The following is a 24,173-nucleotide window of genomic DNA, read 5'->3' on the forward strand; positions in this document are numbered from 1 at the left end:
CGGAAGATCGCCGGCCGCCACAGCGTGGTGACTTACCCTTCAGACGTGGAGTCTCCGACGCGCACTGTCGACGGCCCCGCCATCCGTGCCGACGGCCTGACCAAACGGTTCGGCAGTGTCGCGGCAGTCGCGGACCTGAATCTGACCGTCACACCCGGCGAGGTGTTCGGGTTCCTGGGGCCCAACGGGGCAGGCAAGTCGACGACGATCCGCATGCTTCTCGGGTTGATACGCCCGACCGGGGGACGTGCCGCGATATTCGGCTGCCCTGCCGAGGACGTCCGTCGGTCCCATCGTCACCTCGCGTACGTGCCCGCTGATGTCGCGCTGTGGCCGGAGTTGACGGGAGCCGAGATCCTCGAGCTGCTCGGTCATGTGGGCGCAGGTGTCGACGTTGCCTACCGCGACGAGTTGGTCGCCCGTTTCGATCTCCGCCTCGACAAGCCGGCCAGAACCTACTCGACCGGTAACCGGCAGAAGGTGGCTCTCGTCGCCGCCTTCGCGACCCGGGCTCCGCTTTTGGTGCTCGACGAGCCGACGAGCGGCTTGGATCCGTTGATGGAACGGGTGTTTCGCGACTGTGTCGCAACAGCACGCGACCGCGGCCAGACGGTGTTCCTCAGCTCCCACCAGCTCGCCGAGGTGGAAACCCTGTGCGACCGGGTGGCGATCCTGCGGGCCGGGCGACTCGTCGAGATCGACAGCATCGCGGACCTGCGCCGGTTGCGCAGGACGGTGGTCGAGGTGTCCTACCGCGGCGCACCACCGTCCCTCGGGGACATCGCCGGTGTGTCGAGCGTCGAGGCGCTCGACGGCGACCGGATGCGGTTCAGCCTCACCGGTCCACCGGCGGCCGCACTTCGAGCGCTGGCCACGGCGGACGTCACCACGCTCGCGGTGCGCGAACCGACACTCGAGGAGATCTTCCTCGAGTACTACGGCGAGGCTCGGCGATGACAGCGGTGGTGCCTGACCCCGCACCGGGGCGCGCTGTGCGCAGGCTCGCGGTGCGCCGGCTTCGCCGCAGCGCCGCAGCGGCGGCCGTGACCTGCGGAGCTGTGTCGGCGCTCTTCGCCGGCCAGTACGAGGCGATCCGCAGGTCGCTGGACGACGCGGGCTTCCATGACCTCGCCGGGAACCCCATCGAACGAGTCCTGCTGGGCCCTCCGGTCGCACTCGACGACCCCGGCGGCTTCACCGTGTGGCGCACCGGCACCGCTGCCCTGGCTCTGGCGAGCGCCTGGGGCGGGCTCGCCGCCACCCGTGTCACCCGCGGCGAAGAGGATGCGGGCCGGTGGAATCTGCTTCTCGGTGGACGGCTGGGGGTGGCCGACGTGGTCATCCGTCACCTGATCGCCCTCGCCGGATCCTCGACGATGATCGGCGGGGCCGTCACGGCGGGCCTCCTGGCGGGCCGTACCGACCGAGCCGGAGCGCTGGTCCACGGCGCCGGGATCGCCTGCGCCGCTGCGACTTCTGCGGCCACAGGTGTGCTCGCCGCACAGGTGATGCCGAGTCGATCCGCAGCGACAGGGCTGACGGTCGGGGCTCTGGGAGCAGGCCTGGCGCTGCGGATGGTCGCCGACAGCTCACCTCGACTGGGATGGTTGGCCTGGCTGACGCCGTTCGGCTTGGCGGCACGCTCGGCGCCGTTCGCCGCGAACCGCATCGTCCCGCTGGCCGTGGCGGGCTCGTTCCCGATCGTGCTGGCGGGCGCGGCCGTCGTCGCGGCGCGCCGCCGCGACCTGGGCGCAGGCATCGTGCCGGCACCGGGCGACCGCCCTGCGCGAACCCGGTTGCTGCACGGCGTCCACGGATTCGCGCTCCGCCGCACCGCGCGGACGACGCTCGGCTGGGCGACGGGCATCACAGCGGCATTCCTCATGGCGGGCGCGATGCTCGCCTCGGTTCTGCAGTATTTTCAGGCGAATCCACGGTTCGAAGAGCTTGCCGCCGCCGCGGGAGTGACCGGCCTCGACTCGGTGAATGCCTTCGTTGCTCCGTTGTTCAGCCTGCTCCCCGTCCCCACCGGCCTCTACGCCGCGCTGCGCCTGGCGACGATGATCGCCGACGAGAAGGCGGGGCGATGGACCCTGCTCCTCGCCCAGCCGATCTCTCGCGTTCGGCTGGTGTCCGCTGAAATCGCGGTCACCGCGGCGGGGGTCGTCGCCCTGCACGGCTCTGCCGCGGTCGCCATGTGGGGCGGCGCCAAGATCACCGGCGCCCCGTTGTATTTCGCCGATTCACTTGCCGGTGCAATGAATCCCCTCCCCGTGGCATTGCTCGCCGTGGGGGCCGCCGCGGTGGGAGCGGGCTGGCGGCCGACCGCCACCGGCGCGATCGGCGCACTGCCCATCGTGGGCGGATTCCTGGTGAACGCGGTGGTGCCGGCGCTGAACGCACCGGCCTGGGTTGCCAACCTGTCGCCGTGGGCCCACCTCAGCGCTGTACCCGCGGCACCGCCCCGATGGGAGGGCAGCGCCCTCCTGCTGCTCACCGGAGCGCTCCTGACCGCATGCGGCGTCTACGGCTACGCCGGGCGCGATGTGACGACGTGAATTCAGGGCACCGTGGAGGGCGGAACCGGGGGTTCCCCGGCATATCGTTTGAATTGGCGAAGAGCGGCGCGCGTGCTCGTCGTAAGCCGGGGTCAAGTACCAGATGCGGGCGTACAGTGTCAGCAAACGCTGGTCGATGACAGCGCGATGTCCCGCGTTGCAACGGAGGGAAATCCAGATGGGTTTGATACCGAGCATCAACGACTGGAAGGTTTCGGTCGAGGAATCCTACGAACTGCTAAGGCGCGCAGTCACAGCGCTCGAAAAGCTTGCGGCAGAACAGGAGCGCACCAATGACCTGTACGCCGAAGTGAACGAGGCCGCCCTGCTGGAACCGCGAAACGCGAGCAGCCTGTAACTGGAGCAAACGCACGGGGACCAGGGAAGTTCCATGCCGTGTAGCCAATACCGAATGAGCTGCGTATCGGCAGCGATGTCCCCGGTCAGCGCGGTGTCTCTGGATTGCCACTCGTGGGAGGCGAAATGAGCGGACCCGAGAAACTCGACTTCTTCACCGACAAATCGGTCGTCGACGACCCGTACAAGTACTACGACGCGATCCGTCACTGCCCGGTGTGGCGCGAGCCGGCGCACGGCGTGGTGATGGTGTCAGGGTACGACGAGGCCGTCGCGGTGCAGCGCGACACCGAGAAGGTCATGTCGGTCTGCAACATCGTCAGCGGCCCGTGGTCGGGGATTCCGGTCGACCCCCACAGTGACGACATCTCGGAGGTGATCGAGAAGCACCGCGGGCGGATCACGTTCGGCGATTACTTCATCACCTTCGATCCGCCCCGGCACACTGCGCACCGTTCGTTGTTGAGCCGGTTGTTCACGCCCAAGCGGCTGAAGAACAACGAGGACTTCCTGTGGCGTCTCGCCGACGAGCAGATCGACACGTTCGCCGCGGACGGCAGGTGCGAGATCGTCCTCGACTACAACTTCCCGTTCACGCTCGACGCGATCACCGACCTGCTCGGTGTCCCCGAGGCCGACCGTGAGCGATTCCGCCGCGCTGCGAGGGCCAGCAGACTCGAAGGCGAACGCAGCGGTTTCGTCGGCGTGAAAGAGGAGTGGTTCGTCGCGTACGTCGAGGCTCGGCGGCGCGAGCCGCGCGAAGATGTCCTCACCGAGCTTGCCCTGGCGAAATATCCGGACGGCACGACGCCCGACGCGATCGACGTGGCCCGCGTTGCCACCTTCATGTACGCCGCCGGTCACGGCACGACGATCGACCTGTTGAGCCTCGCGGTGCTGATGCTGGCGGAACGACCGGACCTGCAGGAGCAGCTGCGTGCGGACCACTCGAAGATCTCCCCCTTCATCGAGGAGATGCTTCGCTTCGAGAGCCCGATCAAGTCCAATTTCCGCATGGCGCGACGCCCCACCAGGATCGGCGACGTCGACGTGCCTGCCGGCACCAGCGTCCTCGTGATGAACGGTGCGGCGAATCGCGATCCACAGCGGTTCGACCAGCCCGACGAGTTCCGCCTCGACCGCCCGAACATATTGCACCACATCGCGTTCGGCCGCGGTGTGCACACCTGCCCCGGCGCCCCGATCGCACGCGCCGAAGTACGGGTGAGTCTGGCGCGGATCCTCGACCGGATGGCCGACATCCGGCTCTCCGAAGCCCACCACGGTCCGGCCGGTGACCGCCGGCTGCAGTGGGACCGCACCTTCTTGTTCCGGCGACTCAAGGAAGTGCACCTGGAGTTCACTCCGGTGTAGTGGACTGCGCCGACCGGGTCCGCCTTCCAGAACGCTGCACACAGAACTGCAGTTCTCGGCCTTTCGGAACATCGGTGTGATTGAGTCCGGGTAGCCGCCGTCATTTGCTGCCGGCGTCACCGATTCCGGGGGTCTGCGCACATGAGAGATCGGTGGACTGGTGCGGCTGTCGCCCTCGCCGTCGCGGCTTTGACGGCGGCCGGATGCTCGCCGAACGATTCTCCCGGTGGCGAATCCGACGACCGCGGTGCCGAAGCCCGATCCTCGGTACTCCGTATCAAGGACCGCGGCGTGACCGCCGAGGGAGGAACGGTCTACGTTCTGCAGCCCCAAGATTTCGATTCGCTGGATCCGGCCAACAACTACCGCACCAACTCCAGTGAGGTGGGGCGGCTCATCTACCGGACGTTGACGTTCATCAAGGACACCCCGGGCGAGGAGCCGTCGATTCAGCCCGATCTGGCCGAGGCGCTCGGCACTCCGAGTGACGACGGGCGCACCTGGACGTACCGGCTGCGGGCGGGCCTGGTGTACGAGGACGGCCGACCGATCACCGCGCGGGACATCAAGTACGGTGTGAAGCGCTCCTTCGACAGAGGCGTTTTTCCTCTCGGGGCGACGTGGATGCCTGACCTCCTGGAGAACGACACGGGTTTCGAAAGTCCTTATGCCACTGGGGCGAAGGACCTCACATCGGTCGAGACGCCGGATGACCGGACGCTGATCTTCCACTTCCGGGGGTCGCAGACCGACGCGGACTGGATCATGTCCCTGCCTTACACGGCACCGGTGCCCGCGGACAAGGACACGAGGCAGGCATACGGCGACCGTCCCGTCGCAACGGGGCCGTACAAGATCGACACCTACACACGCGGCACGTCACTCACGTTGGTGCGCAACGAGCAATGGTCGTCCACCAACGATCCCAACCGACCCGCGCATCCCGATCGCTTTGAATTCGAGCTGAACGCCGACGGAGCCGCGGCCGGCGAGCGTCTCATCAAGAGCGAGGGTGACGACGCCTTCGCGGTCCCGCTGGACGGCATACTTGCCGTGAGCAACTTCGGGAAAGCACAGGAACCCGAGATCGAGCCGCGGTTCATCAACGGGCCCGGTTTGTGTGTCGACTACCTCGTGATGAACACCCAGACGGTCACGGATCCCGCAGTCAGGCACGCCATCGCACTGGCCATCGACCGGCAGAGCATCCAATCCTTCTACGGCGGCGATGTCTACGGCTCGATCGTCGACTCGGTGATCCCGCCGGACGTTCCCGGTTATGTCGCATCGAACCTGGCACTGAAGCCCGGCGGCGACCCCGACGGGGCCAAGGCGCTTCTCGAAGGCAAGTCGGTGGCACCGCTGCACATGGCCGTCAGTGACTCGCCGAGCCCCGCTCATGAAAAGGAGATCGCCCAGATCCGGGCCAACCTCGAGGCGGCCGGCCTCGACGTCGTCGTCGATGCACACCCCGAGGAGGATCTTTCCGCTCTCGTCGAGGGCGCCGAGGGTTGGGACATCGACCCTTCCGGAGGCTGGTGTCTTGACTGGCCGACGGCGGCTTCGGCGGTCCTGCCACTGATGGGCCCCAACGACGACGGATCCACGTGGGGGTCGAGCAATCCGGCGAAGTACTTCGATCCCCGGTTGTCCGGTCAGTTGCAGGAGCTCAAGTCATCGACCGAAGATTCGGCTGCGACGGCGAGCAGGTTCGTCGACATCGCCGACGAGATCCAGACGACGGCGTGGCCACTGCTGCCGACGCTGCTGTCGAACGACCCGGAGGTCGTGGGCGAGAACGTGACGAACGTCGGCATCTCGCCGCTCTTCGGCCAGGTCGATCTGAACACCCTCGCAGTGCGGCGGTGACCACATGATCGCGTTCGATGACGAACAACTGCATCGTTCTCCCGTGCACAAGCGGTTGGGAATGACCGTCGTCGAGCACAAACCGGGCCTCGCCATCGTGTCCATGCCGCTGAGCGAGGACGTGCGCGGATTCTTCGAAGGCAGCGTGCACGGCGGAATGCTCGCCACGCTCGCGGACGTGGCCTGCGCGACGTGCCTCGTCGGTTGCTACGACTATTCATCCGAGTTCACCGTGACGACGGACATGCACGTCCGTTACTACCGGCAGCCGCACGGAGGCCCGCTGCGCGCGGAGGCCGAGATGGTCCACAACGGACGCACCCTTCTCAGTGCGGAGTGCGCGGTGTTCGACGCCGAGAATCGGGTCCTCATCCGGTCCAGTGCGACGTACACCCGGATCTCGAAACAGGGCCGTGCCGTGCCGGCCGAGAAGTGACACCAGCCGGCTGTACAGAGATCTTGTGGGGCGGGCGGGGCTCGAACCCGCGACCTACGGATTATGAGTCCGCGGCTCTAACCGACTGAGCTACCGCCCCCGTCGTACGACGACCTCGACAGTAGCGCCTGCACCCATCGCGGGCGACGCGGTGGTATCCCGCTTCCCAGCGCCCGATCACTCCCTCACCTGGCGGCTGACCAGACCCTCCAGCGTCCGGGAATCGATCACCTCGCCGTGGTCGCCGTGGTAGATGCGATAGTCCTCGACCGTGTCCGCATCACCAGGGTGGGGAACATTCGTCGTGCCACTGTCCGTGCTGACGATGGTGATCCAGTTGCCGGAGTTCGAGTCCAGGATCGTGTCACCCTCCTGAATCTGCTCCAGCGCCACCTGTTCTGTCGCGTGTTCCGAACTCATGTGACCACTCTCCCGGTTCCGGCCTTCAGGCGAACACCGTCTGCCCATCTTCGTCGACCAGATACCGCTCCGTGCCGGATTCGACGCGAGCTGCATCGGCACCCAGCGCGACGGCGATCTTGTTGGCCGCGTTGCGCATCACGTCGAGCGTGAGCTCGGCCGCCTCCGCCTCGGAGAAGCACTTGCGCACCCCACGGGACACCTGTGCGTCGATGTCCGAGGGCGTCCACAGCAGCGCGTCGACGTAGCGCAGCGCCGCCTTGTGCCGGTCGGTGAGCCGAGTCGACGACTCGTAACGCTCGATGTCGCCGTACAGTTCCTCCGACCCGCCCGCGTCGAGCGCCTTCTCCTCGCGCAACGACTGGCACAACCGGCAGTTGTGCTGCGTCGCTCCGCGCAACCGCACCACCTCCGTCGTCACCGGGTCGAGCTTGCGCAACCGCGCCACCGCGGGCACGAACTCGCCGAGCAGCACCTGCGCCGGGTCGGTGTCGGGGTCCCAGGCCACCTCGGGACCGTTGCCGGGCCTGCCCATGCCCAGCGCCTCGAACCCGGCCCACACCCTGGGCACGAAGTCGGCGATGAACGTCGCGGCCACGATGCGCAGGGCGCGGTCCCCCGCCGCCGACAGCAGCATCTTGCGCTGACCGTCGCCGATCCCCGACACGTCGGTCGCGAACTGCTCCGCGAACGCCGACACCACCGATTCGCAGTCGGACTTGCCGTCGAACAGATCGACCTGACAGGGCAGCGGTTTGAGCTTCAGCGTGCGGCCGCACGTCAGCCGGATCACCGCGTCGAGACGCAGATCTCCGGACGACAGACCGACCAGGCGACCCAACAGCCCGAAGAGCTCACCGTCCTGCATCGTCGAATTATTGCGCCTGACTGACCGACGACATGTGGAAGTCGGGAATTCGCAGGGTCGGCATCGCCGCCCTGGTCGCCCAGTCGCCCCATTCACGCGGCAGCGTCACCTCGCTGACGCCGGCCTGGGTAGCCCGCCGCAGCAGATCCAGCGGGCTTTCGTTGAAGCGGAAGTTGTTGACCGCCGCGGTCACCTCGCCGTCCTCGATCAGGTACACCCCGTCGCGGGTGAGGCCCGTCAGCAGCAGCACCGTGGGATCCACTTCGCGCATGTACCACAGCGTGGTGAGCAGCAGCCCTCGTTCGGTGCCCGCGATCATGTCGGCGAGGTCGGTGTCGCCACCGGTCATCAGCAGATTGCCGGCAGGCACGGCGACCGGAGCGCCGAACTCGGCGGCCGCCGCTCGCGGGTAGGCGAGCGTGCTGACCGTGCCGTCGCGGATCCAGTCCACCCGGTCGATGTCCATCCCGTTGTCGAAGACCGACATGCGCTCCGAGGAACTGCCGACCGCCACGAACGGTGTGCACGCCAGGCCCGGCGCGGCGGGATCCGAGTACAGCGTCAGCGGCAGATCGGTGAGCCTCTCCCCCAACCGGGTCCCCCCGCCCGGCGCCGACAGCGCGGTGCGCCCCTCTTGCGCGCCGCGCCCGTCCATCGTCCAGCCCAGGTAGATCATCATGTCGGCGACGGTCGACGGCGGCATGAGCGTCTCGTACCGCCCGGCGGGCAGCTCGACGGCGCGGTCGGCCCACCCCAACCGCAGATCCACCTCCTCGAGCAGGGAATCCGTTGCGACATTGACGAAGTCGGGTGTGCCCACCCCCGCCCAGGCGCTGGCGCTGCCGCGTTTGGCGTTGATCTCCACCGAACCCGTCGGCTGCGTGTAACGCCTGCGCAGCCCCGACGACGTCGCGACGAACGTCGTCTCGACGATGTGGCGGGCATAGCCGTAGAGCTGGTCGGCGCCCCGGAACCCGCGCGCCAGCGTGCCGGCCACCCCGGCGAACGCCTCGGCACCCGTTGCGGGTACCGGCGTGTCCCAGTCCCCCGGCTGGTCGCCCCCGGGCAGCAGTGGTGCGCTGTCGCGGGCCTCGGGCGCCGACGCCGCGGCGTCCTGTGAGGCCGCCACCAGCCCTGCGATCGCCTCCGGGTCCACCTCACTGGAGCTCACCGATCCGACGTGGGCCCGGTTGCCCTGTCGGACAATCGAAATGACGGTGATACGGCGGCTGGTGGTGTCCCCGTTGGTGGTCATCGAGTTGCCCGCCCACCGCAGTGCGGTGTCGGACCGGTCGGTCACCAGCACCATCGTCTCGTCGGCCCGGCCGCGCTGCGCCGCGACCGCCAGCACCGTCTCGACCACCTGCTGCGGACTGATCATCGGCGCACCCCGATCGGCGTCTTCGCTGCGCTCATCGGCCGCCCTCGTCCCGGGTGTTCAGCACAGTGATTCCCCGGAACAGCGCCGCGGGGCAACCGTGACTTACGGCGGCGACCTGCCCGGGCTGTGCCTTGCCACAGTTGAACGCCCCGCCGAGCCGCCACGTCGACGGCCCGCCGACGGCTTCGAGCGCGCCCCAGAAGTCGGTGGTCGTCGACTGGTAGGCGACGTCGCGCAGCTGGCCGTCGAGGCGGCCGTCGCGGATGCGGAAGAACCGCTGCCCGGTGAACTGGAAGTTGTATCGCTGCATGTCGATCGACCAGCTCTTGTCACCGACGATGTAGATGCCGTCGGCGACCCGGCCGATGAGATCTGCGGTGCTGACGTCCTCGGCCGCCGGCTGCAGTGAGACGTTGGCCATCCGCTGGATCGGCACATGGTGCGGCGAATCCGCGTACGAGCATCCGTTCGAGCGCTCCACCCCCAGCCGCGGGGCGAACACCCGGTCCAGCTGGTAGCCGACGAAGATGCCGTCACGCACCAGGTCCCACCTCTGCGCCTGCACGCCCTCGTCGTCGTAGCCGATGGTGGCCAGTCCGTGGACGACGGTGCGGTCGGCGGTCACGTTCATCACCGGCGACCCGTAGCGCATGACGCCCAGCTTGTCGGGCGTCGCGAACGACGTCCCCGCGTAAGCCGCTTCGTACCCGATCGCCCGGTCGTACTCGGTGGCGTGGCCGATCGACTCGTGGATGGTCAGCCACAGGTTGCTCGGATCGATCACCAGATCGGTCGGCCCAGCCGTGACGCTCGGCGCCTTCGCCTTCTCGGCCAGCAGCGAGGGCAGCTGGGCGAGCTCACCGGTCCAGTCCCAGACGTCGTCACCGGCGACGGCCTCCCAGCCGCGCCCGGTCGGCGGGGCCAGGGTGCGCATGGTGTCGAAGCCGCCTGCCGACGCGTCGACGGTCACCGCGTCCAGCGCCGACTGCACCCGCACCCGCTGCTGGGTGATCGAGGAGCCGTATGTGTCGGCGTAGAACGTCTGCTCCTTGGCGGCGTACAGGTGCGCCGACACGTGGTCCACGCCGTCGGCGGCCAGCAGCCGGCCCGAATACTCGTCGAGGACGCCGATCTTGTCGGCCAGCGGCACCGCGAAGGGATCGATGCGGTAGTCCGACACCCAGCTGGCGTCGCGGTACACCGGTTCGGCGGCCAGCTCGACGCGGTCGGCGTTCAGCGGCGCCAGCGTGCGCGCGACCGCCACGGCCCGGCGCGCCGTGGCGACCGCCACCGCAGGGTCGAGTTCGGCGTGCGATGCGAATCCCCACGTGCCGTCGACGATCACCCGTACCGCCAGGCCGATCTCCCGGTCCACGACCGCCGACTCCAGTTCGCCGTCGCGCAGTTGCACCAGTTCGGTGGTGATGCGATGTATTCGCAGGTCGGCATGGTCGGCCCCGGCCGCCAGCGCCGCCGACAGGGCGGCATCAGCGAGCTGACCGCGGGGCAGCGACAGGAAGTCGGCATCGACGTGTCGGGACGCTGTCACGGCATCTACCGTAGTGGCGGCCCGGCCGGACCGCTTTAATGACCCGATGGGGATCCGGCGGGTGCGGACGGCGGCGTTGGGCTACGCCCTGCTGGCGCCCAGCCTGTTCGGCGTGGTCGTGTTCCTGCTGCTGCCCATGCTGGTGGTGCTGTGGCTGAGCCTGTACCGGTGGGATCTGCTCGGTCCGATCGAGTTTGTCGGACTGGGCAATTGGGCCTCGGTGCTGACCGATGCCTCGTTCGCCACGTCGCTGGTGGTCACCGTGCTGTTCATCGCGATCGTGGTGCCCGCGCAGACCCTGCTGGGTCTGCTCGCCGCCGCGGTGCTGTCCCGCGGACTGCCCGGGACCGGTTTCTTCCGCACGCTGTACGTGCTGCCGTGGATCTGTTCGCCGCTGGCGATCGCCGTGCTCTGGCGCTGGATCCTGGCGCCGACCGACGGCGCGCTGAGCACCGCGGTGGGCCGCAACATCGAATGGCTGACCGATCCGGGCCTGGCGCTGCCGGTGGTGTCGGCGGTGACGGTGTGGACGAACGTCGGCTACGTCACGCTGTTCTTCCTCGCCGGCATCTCGAACATCCCGGCCGACGTGCACAACGCGGCCCGCACCGACGGCGCCGGTGGCTGGCAGCGCTTCCGCCACATTACCCTGCCGATGCTGCGACCGACCACATTCTTCGTGCTGGTCACCGGGACCATCAGCGCTGCACAGGTATTCGACACCGTCTATGCGCTCACCGGGGGCGGACCGCAGGGCCGCACCGACCTGGTGGCGCACCGTATCTATGCCGAGGCGTTCGGCGCCGCGGCGGTCGGCCGCGCAGCTGTGATGGCCGTGGTGCTGTTCGTGGTGCTGATCGGCGTGACCCTGCTCCAGCAGCAGTACTTCCGACGGCGGATCACCTATGACGTCGCCTAGCCGCGCCGCCTCGGCGGTGGTGATCTATCCCGCCCTGGTCCTCGGCGCCCTGATCACCCTGACGCCGTTCGGGCTGGGTCTGATGACGTCGCTCACCTCGGCGCAGCAGTTCAACACCGACTCGCCGCTGTCGCTGCCCGCACCGCCGACGCTGCAGAACTATCTGGGTCTAAGCGACGCGGGATTCGGTCGCGCCGTCGTGGTGACCGCGTTGACGACGGCGGTGATCCTGCTCGGTCAGCTCACCTTCTCGGTGCTGGCCGCGTACGCCTTCGCGCGGTTGGACTTCCCCGGCCGTGACGCGCTGTTCTGGGTGTACGTCGCGACGCTGATGGTTCCGGCGACCGTCACGGTGGTGCCGCTCTACCTGATGATGGCCGAGGCCGGCCTGCGCAACACCTTCTGGGCGTTGGTGCTGCCCTTCATGTTCGGCTCGCCGTATGCGATCTTCCTGCTGCGCGAGCACTTCCGCGCCATCCCGGCCGACCTGATCAACGCCGCACGGCTGGACGGCGCCCACACGCTCGACATCATCACGCACGTGGTGCTGCCCGCCAGCCGGCCGATCCTGGTGACGCTCGGGTTGATCACCGTGGTGTCGCAGTGGAACAACTTCCTGTGGCCACTGGTGATCACCAGCGGCGAGCGGTGGCGGGTGATCACCGTGGCGACCGCCGCGCTGCAGACCCGCTACGACGCGCAGTGGACGCTGGTGATGGCGGCGACGACGATCGCGATCGTTCCGCTGATCGTGCTCTTCGTCGCGCTGTCGCGGCACATCACCCGCTCCCTCGTGGTGACGGGGATCAAATGAGGCCGCGCACCTCCACGCTCGCATTCGCCGGACTGGCGGCGGTGATGGCGCTGCTGATGGTGGCCGCGGTGCTGCTGGGCCGCACCACCGGCACCGACGGCCGCACGGTGGTCACGGTGCGGGTGTGGGACGACCGGGTGGCCGCGGCCTATCGGGAGTCCTTCGCCGAGTTCGGCCGCGAACATCCGGACATCGACGTGCGGGTGGACGTGGTGGCGTATTCGACGTACTTCGACACGTTGCGCACCGACGTGGCTGGCGGCGGCGCCGCCGACGTCTTCTGGCTGTCCAACGCGTACTTCGCCGAGTACGCCGACAACGGCCGGCTCCTCGACATCGGGAAGCTGCTGGGCCCCGGAGCCCTTCGGGCCTGGGAGCCGTCGGTGGTCAACCAGTTCACCCGCGGCGACACGCTATGGGCGGTGCCGCAACTCACCGACGGCGGCATCGCCGTGTTCTTCAACGCCGATCTCGTCGCCGCCGCGGGCGTCGAACTGACCGAACTGGTGACCATGCGCTGGTCCCCCGGCCCCGACGACACGCTGCGTGCGCTGCTGAGCAGGCTGACCGTCGACGATCGTGGCCGTCGCGCGGGCACGCCGGGTTTCGACCCGGGCCGCATCCGGCAGTGGGGCTACAACGCCGCCAACGACCTGCAGGGCATCTACCTCAACTACATCGGCTCGGCCGGCGGCGTCTTCACCGTCGGTGACCGCTTCGCGTTCTACAACCCGCAGGCCGTGGAGGCCTTCGCGTATCTGGTCGGCCTGATCAACGACGACCACGTCGCGCCGCCCGCGTCGGACACCAACGACAACGGAGACTTCTCCCGCAACCAGTTCCTGCAGGGCAGGATGGCGATGTTCCAGTCCGGCACCTACAACCTGGCGGCCATCGCCGAGCAGGCCCGCTTCCCCTGGGGCGTGGTGATGCTTCCCGACGGTCCGAAGGGCCGCGTCAGCGTGACCAACGGGATTGCGGCAGCGGGCAACTCGTCGACCGAGCACCCGGACGCGGTGCGGCAGGTGCTGGCCTGGATGGGCAGCAAGGCAGGCAACGAGTTCCTCGGCGCGCGGGGTGCGGCGATACCCGCCGTGCTGGCCGCCCAGCCGGTCTACTTCAACCACTGGCGCTCTCGCGGAGTCGACGTCTCGCCGTTCTTCCGGGTGCTGCGCGGCCCGCGGATCCCGGCCCCCGGCGGCGAGGGTTTCGCCGCCGGCTACCAGGCGATCAAGCCCTACTTCGACGAGATGTTCCTGGGTCGCGCCGACGTCACGCACAGCCTGGCCGACGCCCAGGCCGCGGCCAACGCCGCGGCCCGTCGCTGAATTTACGACGCCTTGTAACTGCTGCTGCCGAGCACCGTGAGCTCGAGGGCGAGCGCCGCACCGCACACCACGAACACCACCGCGAAGGCGATCGCGTCACGGCGGGCGGGCCGCGACGGCGCCGCCGAGATCTGTCCCGCCCCGCCGCGGGCGGTGATGGCGTCGCCCATCTCGTCGGCACGCCGCAGCGCGACGGTGATGGTGGCCGCCAGCAGGTCGATCACTTCGATGAGCCACCGCCGCCTGCGTGCCCGCCGGGTCGGCAGCTGCTGGCGGGGCCGCAGCCGGCGCGCCGCGTACAGGATGCGGAACTCGTCGATCAGCATCGGAAAAGCCCGCAGCGACATGGCGATCGCGACCGCCCAGTCGTCGACCGGCACCCGCAGCGCCCGCAGCGGCCTGCCGAGCGTCGCGACCGCGGGCGCGATGTCGGCGACGTTGGTGGTCCACGACACCATCGCCCCGAGTCCCAGCAGCACGATCGACAGCGCGGTGATGCGAAGGAAGTTGAACAACCCACCGAGTCCGACGTCCATAGCGCCGATTTCGATCACCGGGCTGCCGCCGGCGAAGGTGGCGGTCAGCCCGCCGAAGAACAACAGGATCCAGAGCCAGTACGGCACAGACGGCAGCGCCCCGCGGGGAACGCGTGCGAGTTTCGCGCCTGTGACGACGAGTACGCCGACCGCGGCGATCGGCGCCCACCCGGGGTAGAAGGTCAGCAGGAGTCCGATGGCGGCCACCACGAGCAGCTTGGTGCCCGCCCACATGTCGTGGATGACCGAAGTACCGGGCACAGGACGGAGCAGAACCACCGGTCGGCGCTGCTTGCGATTCGGTGCGGTCACGACACACCGCCTGCGGTCGTCGGCGCGGGCGCCAGTGCGCCGCCCTGCAGGTTGAGGGTGCGCGGGCACAGCTCCTCGAGTCCGGAGAAGTCGTGCGAGATCACCACCACGGTCAGGCCGTTGTTGCGACGCAGGTCGACCAACAACCTCAGCAGTCCCCGGGCACTGGCGGCGTCGAGCCCGGCCAGCGGCTCGTCGAGGATGAGCGCGCGCGGTGACCGGGCCAGCAGGCCGGCGAGCACCACCCGTCGGGCCTGGCCGCCGCTGAGCTGGTCGATCCGCCGGGTGGCCAGCGCGGCGTCGAGCCCGACGGCGGCAAGCGCCTTGCGCACCCGATCGTGATCGCGCGGGGAAAACCCTGCCGCCGAGGCGATTTCGGCATCGACGCGGCTGCGCAGCAACTGCAGCCGGGCGGCCTGGAACGAGAACGCCACCGCGCCGACGTGGTCGGAGACCGGCTCGCCGTCCAGTAGGGCCTGGCCGGTGGTCGGCACCGTCAGCCCCGCCATGATCCAGGCCAGGGTGGACTTGCCTGAGCCGTTCAATCCGTGGATGAGCACGCCGTCACCCTCGTGCACGACGACGTTGACGTCGCGCAGTGCCGTGGACGCCCATGGCGTTCCGCTGCCGTACTCGTGCCCGACGTCGATCAGCTCGAGCACGGGTGCGCCGTCGCGGTGGCCGGTGTCGGCCGACGGCGGCGGCGCCTCTGCGGTTTCCACCATCGGCATGTTGTCCGCGTCCCCGCCGTTGCCGGTCAGGTTCACGACGCGATCGGCCGAATCGGCCTCGTCGTTGTAGTGCGTGATGTGCACCAGCGACATCTCGTGGCGCCCGGTGAGACCGGACAGCACCGCCAGCAGCGACTCCCGGCCCTGCTGGTCCACCATGCTGGTGACCTCGTCGGCGATGAGCAGCCGCGGCTCGCGGGCCAGGGCCGCCGCCACGGCCAACCGCTGCAGTTCGCCACCGGACAGGCCGCCGGTGTCGCGCTCGGCGAGGCCGTCGAGCCCGACCTCCGCGAGCAGCCGCTCGACGTCGGGGGTCGTTCCGGGCGGCAACCCGAACACCACGTCGTCGGCCACCCGGGTGCCGAGGATCTGACTCTCCGGATGCTGCATGATCACCGCGGTCCCGCCAGGACGCCCGAGCCCGACGGCCCCCGGCCGGTCGACCGTGCCGCCGGTCGGATCGCGGCCGGCCAGCACGAGCATCAACGTGGTCTTGCCCGAGCCGTTGGCCCCGGTGATCGCCAGGTGCTCGCCGGGCTCGACCGTCAGGGACACCGGACCCAGCGCGTCGTGGTCGGCGCCGGGGTAACGGAAGCGCACGTCGGTCAGCCGGGCCGGCACCGGGGCGACCGCCCCACCCTCACCACCCGCCTCGAGCTTGTGCACGTCCGGGACGCCCATCAGGCGGTCGATCACCTTGGACAGCGCCCACCAGCCGACGAGTGTGACGAACAGGATGCTGAGCACTCCGAAGCCGCCGATCAGGAACTGCCAGTACCGCAGCGCCGTCGCGAACCCGCTCTTGAGCGCGTCGGCGGCCGGCTGCGTTTCGGGCACCAGCCCCCAGAAGTCGGGGATCCGCGCGATGATCGCGGCCAGACCGTTGATGTTGGCGGTCATCGTGTCGAAGATCAGGTTGCGCAGGCGGGACAGCACGGTCAGGGCCAGGACGGACGCCGCCCCGAATGCGGCGCCCGCGGCGAGTCCGGCGACGATCACCGTCGGGGTGCCGCGGCCGCGGCGTTTGATGATCCCGGTCAAGCCGCCGATGTAGGCGCAGTCGACGACGGTCATCATCCCGCCCATCCCGGCGATCAGGAAGGCGATCAGCCCGCCGGCGACGGTGGCCGTCACCAGCACCCGCAGCCGGTAGCGGTAGGCGAGCACGCCCATCGGCACGCTGCCGAGCAGCGACAGCGCCGCGGCGAAGGGCACCACGACCGCGATGATGGCGGTGGCCGCACACAGCGCCGCCATCACGGCGGCCTGGGCGAGATCTCCGGGCTGGAGCGATCCTGCGCGTCGAGGCTGCCTCGGCGGCTGGGTCGCGGTCATTGCACGATTCTGCCAGTCAGGCTCGCGCGGCCCTTCCCCGGCAGGTCGCGGCGCATCCCGCGCCTACATAGTAAATCTATGTATTATGGACCGCATGACCCCGCCTCCCGCCACCGAGGATGTCGGCGCCGACCGCGAGCAGACCGGCCCCGCGCACGAGTCGACCGGACCGACGCTGGGTTCCGATCTGCTGTCGGTCGTCGCCCGGATCAACCGGCTCGCCACCCAGCGGGTGCGGCTGCCGCTGCCCGTCGCCCAGGGCCGGCTGCTGTCCACCATCGAGGACCAGGGCGAGGCCCGCATCTCCGATCTCGCCGCGCTCGACCACTGCTCACAGCCCACGATGACGACGCAGGTGCGCCGCCTCGAAGACGCCGGCCTGGTGTCGAGGACCGTCGACCCCGGCGATGCGCGCGCGGTGCTGATCCGCATCACCCCGGCCGGCGTGCAGGCCCTCAAGCAGGTGCGCGCCGATCGCGGCGCCGCCTTCGACCCGTATCTCGAACGGCTCGACGAGGCGGGCCGCCAGACACTCGCCGACGCCGTCGTCGTGCTGCGCCGCCTGCTCGCCGACGCGGCGGCGCCCGCCAGGAAGACCACCGACTAACCGACCTCAGGAGGAAGCCGCCGCATGTGGCGCCAACCCAAGCCCGTCTGGGCCGTCGCCTTCGCGTCCGTCGTCGCGTTCATGGGCATCGGCCTCGTCGACCCGATCCTCAAACCGATCGCCGACAACCTCGATGCCTCCCCGTCACAGGTGTCGCTGCTGTTCACCAGCTACATGGCGGTGATGGGGGTGGCGATGCTCGTCACCGGAGTGGTGTCGAGCCGCATCGGCCCCAAGCGCACGCTCCTGATCGGATTGGTGATCATCATCGCCGGCGCCGGGTTGGCAGGGCTGTCCGACACCGTGGCGGGCATCGTCGGGTGGCGGGCGCTGTGGGGGCTGGGCAACGCGCTGTTCATCGCGACTGCCCTGGCCACCATCGTCAACTCGGCCCGCGGATCGGTCGCGCAGGCGATCATCCTCTACGAGGCGGCGCTTGGCCTCGGCATCGCGGTCGGTCCGTTGGTCGGCGGCGTGCTGGGGTCGATCTCCTGGCGCGGACCGTTCTTCGGGGTCTCGGCACTGATGACCGTGGCGCTGGTGGTCACCGCGATCCTGCTGCCCGCCACACCGCGAGCCGCCCACGCCACCACGCTGGCCGACCCGTTCCGGGCGCTGCGGCACCGCGGCCTGCTCGGGGTGTCGGTCACCGCACTGCTGTACAACTTCGGCTTCTTCACCCTGCTGGCGTTCACGCCGTTCCCGCTCGACATGGACGCACACGGGATCGGGCTGATCTTCTTCGGCTGGGGAGTGGCACTCGCCTTCACATCGGTGGTGGTCGCACCGCGGCTGCAGCACCGGTTCGGGACCCTGCCGGTGCTGATCGTCAACCTGCTGGCGATGACGGCGACCCTGGTCGTGATGGCCGTCGACACCGACTCCAAGGCGGTGCTCGCGACGTGCGTGGTGGTCGCGGGCCTGTTCATCGGCGTCAACAACACGCTGATCACCGAGACCGTGATGAAGGCAGCCCCCGTCGAACGCGGCGTCGCCTCGGCGGCCTACAGCTTCATGCGGTTCGGCGGCGCGGCGGTGGCGCCCTGGCTGGCCGGTGTCCTCGGCGAACAGGTGAGCGTGCACCTTCCGTTCTGGGTGGGCGCGGGTGCGGTGCTGGTCGCGGCCGGCGTGCTCGCGGCGACGCGCCGCCATCTGCCGAACCTCGACAGCGAGGATGAACGGGACGACCTCACCGAGGCCACCGCGGTCACGGTCGGCAGCGACAGCTGAAGTTCACATCGCGAACAGGTGGAACTGCGTCACCTGACGCGGCGAGAAGTTGTCGTCGGTGACCAGCACCACGCTCTGGCGGCCGTCGGACAGCTTCGGCCCCAGCGTCATTCCCTCGACATTGTCGAGGTGCCCGATGCCCGGAACCGCCGTCAGGTCGACGACGAGTTCCTTCCTCATCGCCGCGACCGGCGGGCCCGCGCCCAGCGAGGACCTTCCGATGACGTCGTCGGCGCCTGCGGTGCTCGCCCGGTAGACGCGCGCGGAAACCCTGTCGCCGTAGCCGCGCTCCACCACGAGGAACGTGTCGCCATCGAGGGCGACGAGGTCGGACAGGCCGTTGTCGCCGTCACCGCCCGCGGTGACCGGATCGACCGGATAGGCGTACTGCGCGGCCGGCTCGCCGGTTGCGGTGTCGTAGCGGGTGATTCGGGTGAGCGCCCCGTGCGACCCGGTGGGCGGTTCGCCGTCGGCGAAGGTGGGCCCCTCCATGCCGGCGAACAGTGCCGTGCCATCCGGGGTGAGTGTCAGACCCTCCAGCGCCGCGTTGGCACGCGCACCCGACGGCTGCGCCGACATCGCCAGCCCGGGCGGCAACGGGTAGCGCCCGCGGTAGCCGCCGTCGAGACCGGCCAGCCGTACCCAGGGGTCCAACAGTAGTGGCCGCTCGGCATTCTCGACGTCACGGGCGCCCTCACTGGACCAGAACAGCTGCTGACGCCGTGCGTCGAAGGCGATGCCCTCGGGGTCGGGCGGGATCACCGGCGGTCGCGCGTCGGCGTCGAGCGGGGCGTACGGTTCTCCGTCGACATCTCTGAGTACGGTGGACGATACCCACTGTACTTCGTCGAACCTGTTGTCGGCGAATGGTATCCGCACCGTGTAGAACCTGGCCGGATTCTTCGCCGAGCGGTCGTCGCTGATGACGTAGTAGACCCCACGGCCGGGGTCGTAGGTGATGCCGGAGAGTCCGCCGACGACGGTCCCTGCGAACGAGAAGCCGGATCGCACCTCCGACCCGCCGAGGTAGGTCCAACCAGTCGGCGCGCCCGGCGCCTGGGCAGCGCTGCACCCGCTGAGCAGCAGCAGCATGCAGGCAACGGCGAGGCGGTGCGGCATCGACGGTCAGACCACCGTGCCGATGAGCGAGCCGACGGCATAGGTGGCCGCGATCGCCACCGCGCCCAGCACGAACTGCCGCGACGAGGCGAACCAGAACGGCCTGCCGGTGAACCGGGCGGCGGCGCCGCCGGCCAGGAACAGCCCCACTCCGCCCAGAGCCAGTCCCGCCCAGAGCGATTCGAAGCCCAACAGGAACGGAATCAGTGGTACGACCGCGCCGATGGCGAACATGAAGAACGACGACAGGGCGGCCACATAGGGTGACGGCTTCTCCTGCGGGTCGACGCCGAGTTCCTGCACCAGGTGGAAGTTGATTGCCCGGTTCTCGTCGCGGTGGATCTCCTCCGACGCGGCGGCGGCCGTCTGCGGCGTCATCCCCATGGTCACCAGCATGTCGGTCAGCTCGGCCCGCTCGGCCTGGGGGTGCCTGCGGAACGCCCGCTTCTCCACCCGCACCTCGGCCTCGATCTGTTCGTTGGCCGTCCGCACCGAGGTGTATTCGCCCAGCGCCATCGAGAACGCGCCGGCGACCAGGCCCGCCATCCCACTGAGCACCACCGCGGGCGCATGCGCGGCAGCACCGACGCCCGCGATCAAAGCCGTGTTGCTGACCAGGCCGTCCATCGCGCCGAACGTGGCGGCCCGCAGCCAGCCGCCGCTGACGTCGCCGTGCCGGTGGTCGAACTCGTGCGGCCGCCATGGTGCGGGTCCGGGTGACGCCGACTGAGGCTGGGTCATGCCACGATTCAACCCCGGCCCGTGGCCGGTATCCAGCAAGGTAAGCCTGGGTTTCGCACATCACAGTTTCCCCGCGCGGACCACGGGTTACCGTCAGGTATGACCACCACTGCGGATCATCTACGCAACTCGCTCGACGGCCGCTGGCGCGACGTCAAGAACCAGATGCGCGAGGAGCTCTCCACGGAGATCTTCAAACCGCACTACACGCCCAACACCGTGATCGCCCGCACCAAGGTGGCCGAGCAGCTGCGGATCATGGCTGCGAAGGGCGCGGCCGAGGACGGGTTCAAGAAGGAGCACGGCGGCAACGGTGACGTGGGCGCCGCCATCACCCAGATCGAGATGCTGGCGATGTCGGATCTGTCACTCATGGTGAAGGCAGGTGTGCAGTGGGGCCTGTTCGGCGGCGCCGTGGAGAACCTCGGCACCGAACGGCACCACGAGGAGTACGTGCCCAAGATCATCTCCTGCGAACTGCTCGGCTGCTTTGCGATGACCGAGACCGGGCACGGCAGCGACGTCCAGTCGCTCGAGACCACCGCCACCTACGACGCCGACACCGGTGAGTTCGTGGTCAACTCCCCCACCCCGACGGCGCGCAAGGACTACATCGGCGGTGCGGCTCAAACGGCGCGAATGGCAGCGGTTTTCGCTCAGCTGATCACCCACGAGAACGGCGAGCCGGTCAACCACGGCGTGCACTGCGTGCTGGTTCCGATCCGTGACGAGGACGGCAACGACCTGCCCGGGGTGACCACGTCGGACTGCGACTACAAGGGCGGGCTGCCCGGTGTCGACAACGGCCGGATCGTGTTCGACAACGTCCGCGTGCCACGGGTGAACCTGCTCAACCAGTACGGCGACGTCAGTGAGGACGGCACGTATTCGTCGCCGATCGACAACCCCAACCGGCGCTTTTTCACGATGCTCGGCACGCTGATCCGCGGGCGGGTGACGGTGGGTGGCAGCGGCGCCGCGGCCGCGCGGGTGGCACTCGACATCGCGACCCGGTATGCGTTGCAGCGCAGGCAGTTCGAGGCGCCCGGCGACGACAGCGAGGTGCTCATCATGGACTACCTGGTGCACCAGCGCCGGTTGTTCCCGCTGATCGCGAGGTCGTACGCGCTGCAGTTCGCGCAGAACGAACTGGTCGCCAAGTGCCACGAGCTGCAGAGTTCGGACAGCCCCGACGCCGAGGAGCAGCGTGAGCTCGAGGCCCGGGCCGCCGGCCTGAAGGCATCGAACACCTGGCACGCCAGCCGGGCCATCCAGGAGGCCCGGGAAGCCTGCGGCGGCGCCGGATACCTCGCGGAGAACCGGCTCATCGGGTTGCGCGGTGACATCGACGTGTTCACCACATTCGAGGGTGACAACCACGTGCTGACGCAGCTGGTGGCCAAGGAACTCCTGACCGCCTACGCCGACGACGTCAAGAGCATGAGCCCCGTCGGATGGGTGCGTTTCGCCGCCAACACCGTCGGCACCCGTGTGATGAAACGGACAGCGGCCGAGACGATCATGCAGACCATTCTCGACACCCGCCAGGACAACGAGGAAGAGGGCAGCCTCTTCAACCGCGGCACCCAGGTGCAGATGTTCGAGGACCGCGAGGAGTACCTGCTGTCGTCGGTGGCCCGCCGGCTGCAGTCGAAGTCGAAGGAGATGTCGGCGTTCGACGCGTTCAACTCGGTGCAGGACCATGTGCTGCACACCGCCCAGGCCCACATCGACCGCATCGTGCTCGAGGCCTTCGTCGCCGGCATCGACGCGTGCGAGGACGAGGAGGCGCGCCGCATCCTCGGGATGGTCTGCGACCTCTACGCGCTGTCGGTCATCGAGGACGACAAAGCGTGGTTCATCGAGCACCGCTTCCTGTCGACCGAACGCGCCAAGGCGGTCACCCGCGGGATCAACGAACGGTGCCGCACGCTGCGGCCCTACGCCGAGACGCTGGTGGACGGCTTCGGGATCCCCGAGCAACTGCGTTACGCGGCGATGATGGATCCCGAGGAGCTGATGACGGCCGGGCCCGCCTAGGAGTTCGATCTCCTACGCTGCGTCTGACGAACTTCCTCGATCGAGAAGGAGTACCCGATGGCGTGGTTCCTCGCGCTGCAAGGTCCGCCCAAGGCCGGCGGCCAGTCGTTGATCTACGAGCTCGACGAGTCGGCCGACCGGGACAAGCTCGCCGAGGAGATGGCCAGCGCCGCCGTCCTGGATCGCGTCGTCCCGGTGCCCGCGGTGTTCCAGCAGACCCAGCGCAGGACGGTGACGCTGTACGTGCGTCCCGCGGCGTGGGGCGTGTGGGCGTTCTACGAGATGTCCGACGAGGAACGCCGCCAGATGATCGCGGCGAATCCGCTCGTGAACGCTCTGGCCCAGGCCGCGCGCCAGCAGCAGGGCAAGAAGCCGACGGGCCCCGGGGTCCCTTAAGCCCCGCTCTTGTGAGCCACACACGCCGATTCCCCTGGCGTGCATAGACGTATTCCTTGACAGGAATATGTCAAAGCCCTACATTGGCCGGGTGCAGGCGACGATCTTCGGGGCCCTTGCCGAACCCAGCAGGCTGCGGATCGTCGAGTTGTTGCGTTCCGGCCCGCTGTCGGTGGGTCAGATCGCCGAGACGCTCGACATCCGCCAGCCTCAGGTCAGCAAGCACCTGCGGGTGCTGGGCGAATCGGGGATCGTCGCCGGAGAATCGCTTGCCCGGCAACGCATCTACCGCCTCGAGGCGGAGCCGTTCGCCGAGATCGGCCGCTGGGTCGAGTCGTTCGAACGCCTGTGGAACATCCGGCTCGACTCGTTGGGCCGGTTTCTCGAATCCCTCACCGACGACGACCCGCAAGGGGACTGACGAAAGGATCACCATGTTCGGCCTGTTGAAGAAGACAAAGGAACTCGACCTCGAACGCGACTACCGCGCCCCCATCGGCGTGGTGTGGGACGCATGGACGCGTCCGGAGATGCTGCGGCAGTGGTGGGGCCCCGAGAAGACCTTCGTACCCGAGTGCGAGATGGATCTGCGGGTCGGCGGCCGCATCCACGTCGTGATGGAGGCCGACGAGGCGATGGGTAAGTACCAGGGCACCCGCTGGCCCATGACGGGCACGTTCACCCACATCGAGGAACCGTCGGCGCTGTCCTACGACGCCAGGTCGTGGACCGAGGGCGAGGAGGACACCTCGACGATCCACCACACCAACGACATCACGCTGCAGGAGCACGACGGGACCACCACCGTGCGACTGCACGTCACGATCACCCAGATCGGCCCCAAGGCCAAGATGGCGGCCTTCGGCATGAAGTGGGGCTACAAGGCCCAACTCGGCAAGCTCGACAAGCTCCTGGCCGCCCGCACCTGAGGTGTCGCCCCCGGGGCGCCGTCGGCTGTCACCCGCAGCCGCCGGTGCTCCACGGGATGGTGCAGAACTGCGGCACGCTGTCCACATTGGGTGCGAACGACGCGGTCTCCAGTGATGTGGGGTCGGCCGACGGTTCGACCGTGGCTCCCTCGCCGCCGACGTGGTACGAGCCGTTCTTCGGGTACGTGCCCGCCTGCGCGACATCGACACCGACGGCGCCCAACAACGCCGCCGCCCCCACCAGTGCGGCTATGAATCGGATCTTGAACGGCATGTCGCGTCCTCTCCTCGAGCATCGGTCAGTTCATCGGTGGACGCAGGATC

At 68.8% G+C, this 24,173-nt stretch carries 24 protein-coding genes and 1 tRNA gene; 15 read left to right on the top strand and 10 right to left on the bottom strand.

Annotated features, from left to right (window positions below; genetic code table 11):
* The first annotated feature begins 45 nt into the window (after positions 1–45).
* The 6 genes from ACPCHZ_RS15260 (at position 46) to ACPCHZ_RS15285 (ending at position 6,594) form a co-directional block, all read left to right on the top strand.
* Entirely contained in the window at positions 46–957 is a 912-nt protein-coding gene (locus ACPCHZ_RS15260; protein WP_423485510.1) for an ATP-binding cassette domain-containing protein, read from the top strand.
* Entirely contained in the window at positions 954–2,558 is a 1,605-nt protein-coding gene (locus ACPCHZ_RS15265; protein WP_423485511.1) for an ABC transporter, read from the top strand. Before ACPCHZ_RS15260 ends, ACPCHZ_RS15265 begins: the two co-directional genes overlap by 4 nt.
* Before the next feature lie 178 nt (positions 2,559–2,736).
* A complete protein-coding gene (locus tag ACPCHZ_RS15270) occupies positions 2,737–2,916 on the top strand; it encodes a hypothetical protein (RefSeq protein WP_364981454.1) in 180 nt (59 codons plus the stop codon).
* Positions 2,917–3,041: 125 nt separating this feature from the next.
* On the top strand, positions 3,042–4,289 hold the full coding sequence (locus tag ACPCHZ_RS15275) for a cytochrome P450 (protein ID WP_423485512.1): 1,248 nt from the start codon (positions 3,042–3,044) through the stop codon (positions 4,287–4,289).
* Positions 4,290–4,580: 291 nt separating this feature from the next.
* Complete coding sequence (locus tag ACPCHZ_RS15280) at positions 4,581–6,158, top strand: ABC transporter substrate-binding protein (RefSeq protein ID WP_423485513.1); 1,578 nt, start codon at positions 4,581–4,583, stop codon at positions 6,156–6,158.
* A gap of 4 nt (positions 6,159–6,162) precedes the next feature.
* A complete protein-coding gene (locus tag ACPCHZ_RS15285; protein WP_423485514.1) occupies positions 6,163–6,594 on the top strand; it encodes a PaaI family thioesterase in 432 nt (143 codons plus the stop codon).
* 26 nt (positions 6,595–6,620) lie between these two features.
* Here the strand turns inward: ACPCHZ_RS15285 and ACPCHZ_RS15290 are convergent.
* The 5 genes from ACPCHZ_RS15290 to ACPCHZ_RS15310 form a co-directional block, all read right to left on the bottom strand.
* Positions 6,621–6,694 (bottom strand) — tRNA-Ile (locus ACPCHZ_RS15290).
* A gap of 77 nt (positions 6,695–6,771) precedes the next feature.
* Positions 6,772–7,014, bottom strand: coding sequence for a hypothetical protein (locus ACPCHZ_RS15295; protein ID WP_364981466.1), 243 nt, complete (start codon positions 7,012–7,014; stop codon positions 6,772–6,774).
* Between the two features lie 25 nt (positions 7,015–7,039).
* Entirely contained in the window at positions 7,040–7,882 is an 843-nt protein-coding gene (locus tag ACPCHZ_RS15300) for a carboxymuconolactone decarboxylase family protein (protein WP_423485515.1), read from the bottom strand.
* Positions 7,883–7,889: 7 nt separating this feature from the next.
* On the bottom strand, positions 7,890–9,263 hold the full coding sequence (locus ACPCHZ_RS15305) for a metallopeptidase TldD-related protein (RefSeq protein WP_423485516.1): 1,374 nt from the start codon (positions 9,261–9,263) through the stop codon (positions 7,890–7,892).
* 31 nt (positions 9,264–9,294) lie between these two features.
* Positions 9,295–10,812, bottom strand: a complete 1,518-nt coding sequence (locus ACPCHZ_RS15310) for a TldD/PmbA family protein (protein WP_423485517.1) — start codon at positions 10,810–10,812, stop codon at positions 9,295–9,297.
* A 46-nt stretch (positions 10,813–10,858) separates the two neighbouring features.
* On the opposite strand from ACPCHZ_RS15310, the gene ACPCHZ_RS15315 reads away from it, so the two are divergent.
* From ACPCHZ_RS15315 to ACPCHZ_RS15325, 3 genes are read left to right on the top strand one after another with little or no spacing between them, the layout of a single operon-like run.
* A complete protein-coding gene (locus tag ACPCHZ_RS15315) occupies positions 10,859–11,731 on the top strand; it encodes a carbohydrate ABC transporter permease (RefSeq protein ID WP_423485518.1) in 873 nt (290 codons plus the stop codon).
* On the top strand, positions 11,718–12,545 hold the full coding sequence (locus ACPCHZ_RS15320) for a carbohydrate ABC transporter permease (protein ID WP_423485519.1): 828 nt from the start codon (positions 11,718–11,720) through the stop codon (positions 12,543–12,545). The genes ACPCHZ_RS15315 and ACPCHZ_RS15320 overlap by 14 nt, the downstream gene beginning before the upstream one ends.
* A complete protein-coding gene (locus ACPCHZ_RS15325) occupies positions 12,542–13,873 on the top strand; it encodes an ABC transporter substrate-binding protein (protein ID WP_423485520.1) in 1,332 nt (443 codons plus the stop codon). The genes ACPCHZ_RS15320 and ACPCHZ_RS15325 overlap by 4 nt, the downstream gene beginning before the upstream one ends.
* Before the next feature lie 2 nt (positions 13,874–13,875).
* On the opposite strand, the gene ACPCHZ_RS15330 is transcribed toward ACPCHZ_RS15325, so the two are convergent.
* Positions 13,876–14,721 (bottom strand): CbiQ family ECF transporter T component, encoded by an 846-nt coding sequence (locus tag ACPCHZ_RS15330; protein WP_423485521.1) that lies wholly within the window; start codon positions 14,719–14,721, stop codon positions 13,876–13,878.
* Entirely contained in the window at positions 14,718–16,787 is a 2,070-nt protein-coding gene (locus ACPCHZ_RS15335; RefSeq protein ID WP_423485522.1) for an ABC transporter ATP-binding protein, read from the bottom strand. The genes ACPCHZ_RS15330 and ACPCHZ_RS15335 overlap by 4 nt, the downstream gene beginning before the upstream one ends.
* Before the next feature lie 94 nt (positions 16,788–16,881).
* Between ACPCHZ_RS15335 and ACPCHZ_RS15340 the strand changes: the two genes are divergently transcribed.
* The gene (locus ACPCHZ_RS15340; RefSeq protein ID WP_423485523.1) at positions 16,882–17,394 is read left to right on the top strand and encodes a MarR family winged helix-turn-helix transcriptional regulator; all 513 of its coding nucleotides are present in this window, start codon (positions 16,882–16,884) and stop codon (positions 17,392–17,394) included.
* A gap of 24 nt (positions 17,395–17,418) precedes the next feature.
* Positions 17,419–18,624, top strand: coding sequence for an MFS transporter (locus ACPCHZ_RS15345; RefSeq protein ID WP_423485524.1), 1,206 nt, complete (start codon positions 17,419–17,421; stop codon positions 18,622–18,624).
* A gap of 3 nt (positions 18,625–18,627) precedes the next feature.
* Here ACPCHZ_RS15345 and ACPCHZ_RS15350 read toward each other — a convergent pair whose 3' ends face one another.
* Together ACPCHZ_RS15350 and ACPCHZ_RS15355 are read right to left on the bottom strand one after the other, a co-directional pair.
* Positions 18,628–19,743 carry an esterase-like activity of phytase family protein gene (locus ACPCHZ_RS15350; protein ID WP_423485525.1) on the bottom strand — a complete coding sequence of 372 codons (1,116 nt, stop codon included), beginning with the start codon at positions 19,741–19,743 and terminating at the stop codon, positions 18,628–18,630.
* A gap of 6 nt (positions 19,744–19,749) precedes the next feature.
* Positions 19,750–20,484 (bottom strand): VIT1/CCC1 transporter family protein, encoded by a 735-nt coding sequence (locus ACPCHZ_RS15355; RefSeq protein WP_423485526.1) that lies wholly within the window; start codon positions 20,482–20,484, stop codon positions 19,750–19,752.
* A gap of 99 nt (positions 20,485–20,583) precedes the next feature.
* On the opposite strand from ACPCHZ_RS15355, the gene ACPCHZ_RS15360 reads away from it, so the two are divergent.
* The 4 genes from ACPCHZ_RS15360 (at position 20,584) to ACPCHZ_RS15375 (ending at position 23,849) form a co-directional block, all read left to right on the top strand.
* Positions 20,584–22,524: an acyl-CoA dehydrogenase gene (locus tag ACPCHZ_RS15360; RefSeq protein WP_423485527.1), complete on the top strand. Its 1,941-nt coding sequence runs from the start codon at positions 20,584–20,586 to the stop codon at positions 22,522–22,524.
* A gap of 57 nt (positions 22,525–22,581) precedes the next feature.
* Positions 22,582–22,920 (top strand): hypothetical protein, encoded by a 339-nt coding sequence (locus tag ACPCHZ_RS15365; RefSeq protein WP_423485528.1) that lies wholly within the window; start codon positions 22,582–22,584, stop codon positions 22,918–22,920.
* A gap of 91 nt (positions 22,921–23,011) precedes the next feature.
* Positions 23,012–23,341 carry an ArsR/SmtB family transcription factor gene (locus ACPCHZ_RS15370; RefSeq protein WP_364981510.1) on the top strand — a complete coding sequence of 110 codons (330 nt, stop codon included), beginning with the start codon at positions 23,012–23,014 and terminating at the stop codon, positions 23,339–23,341.
* Between the two features lie 13 nt (positions 23,342–23,354).
* Entirely contained in the window at positions 23,355–23,849 is a 495-nt protein-coding gene (locus ACPCHZ_RS15375) for an SRPBCC family protein (protein WP_423485529.1), read from the top strand.
* A 28-nt stretch (positions 23,850–23,877) separates the two neighbouring features.
* Here ACPCHZ_RS15375 and ACPCHZ_RS15380 read toward each other — a convergent pair whose 3' ends face one another.
* Positions 23,878–24,123, bottom strand: a complete 246-nt coding sequence (locus ACPCHZ_RS15380; protein ID WP_423485530.1) for a hypothetical protein — start codon at positions 24,121–24,123, stop codon at positions 23,878–23,880.
* Positions 24,124–24,173 lie beyond the last annotated feature (50 nt).

Source organism: Mycobacterium sp. NPDC050041 (assembly GCF_049541695.1).
GTDB lineage: Bacteria > Actinomycetota > Actinomycetes > Mycobacteriales > Mycobacteriaceae > Mycobacterium.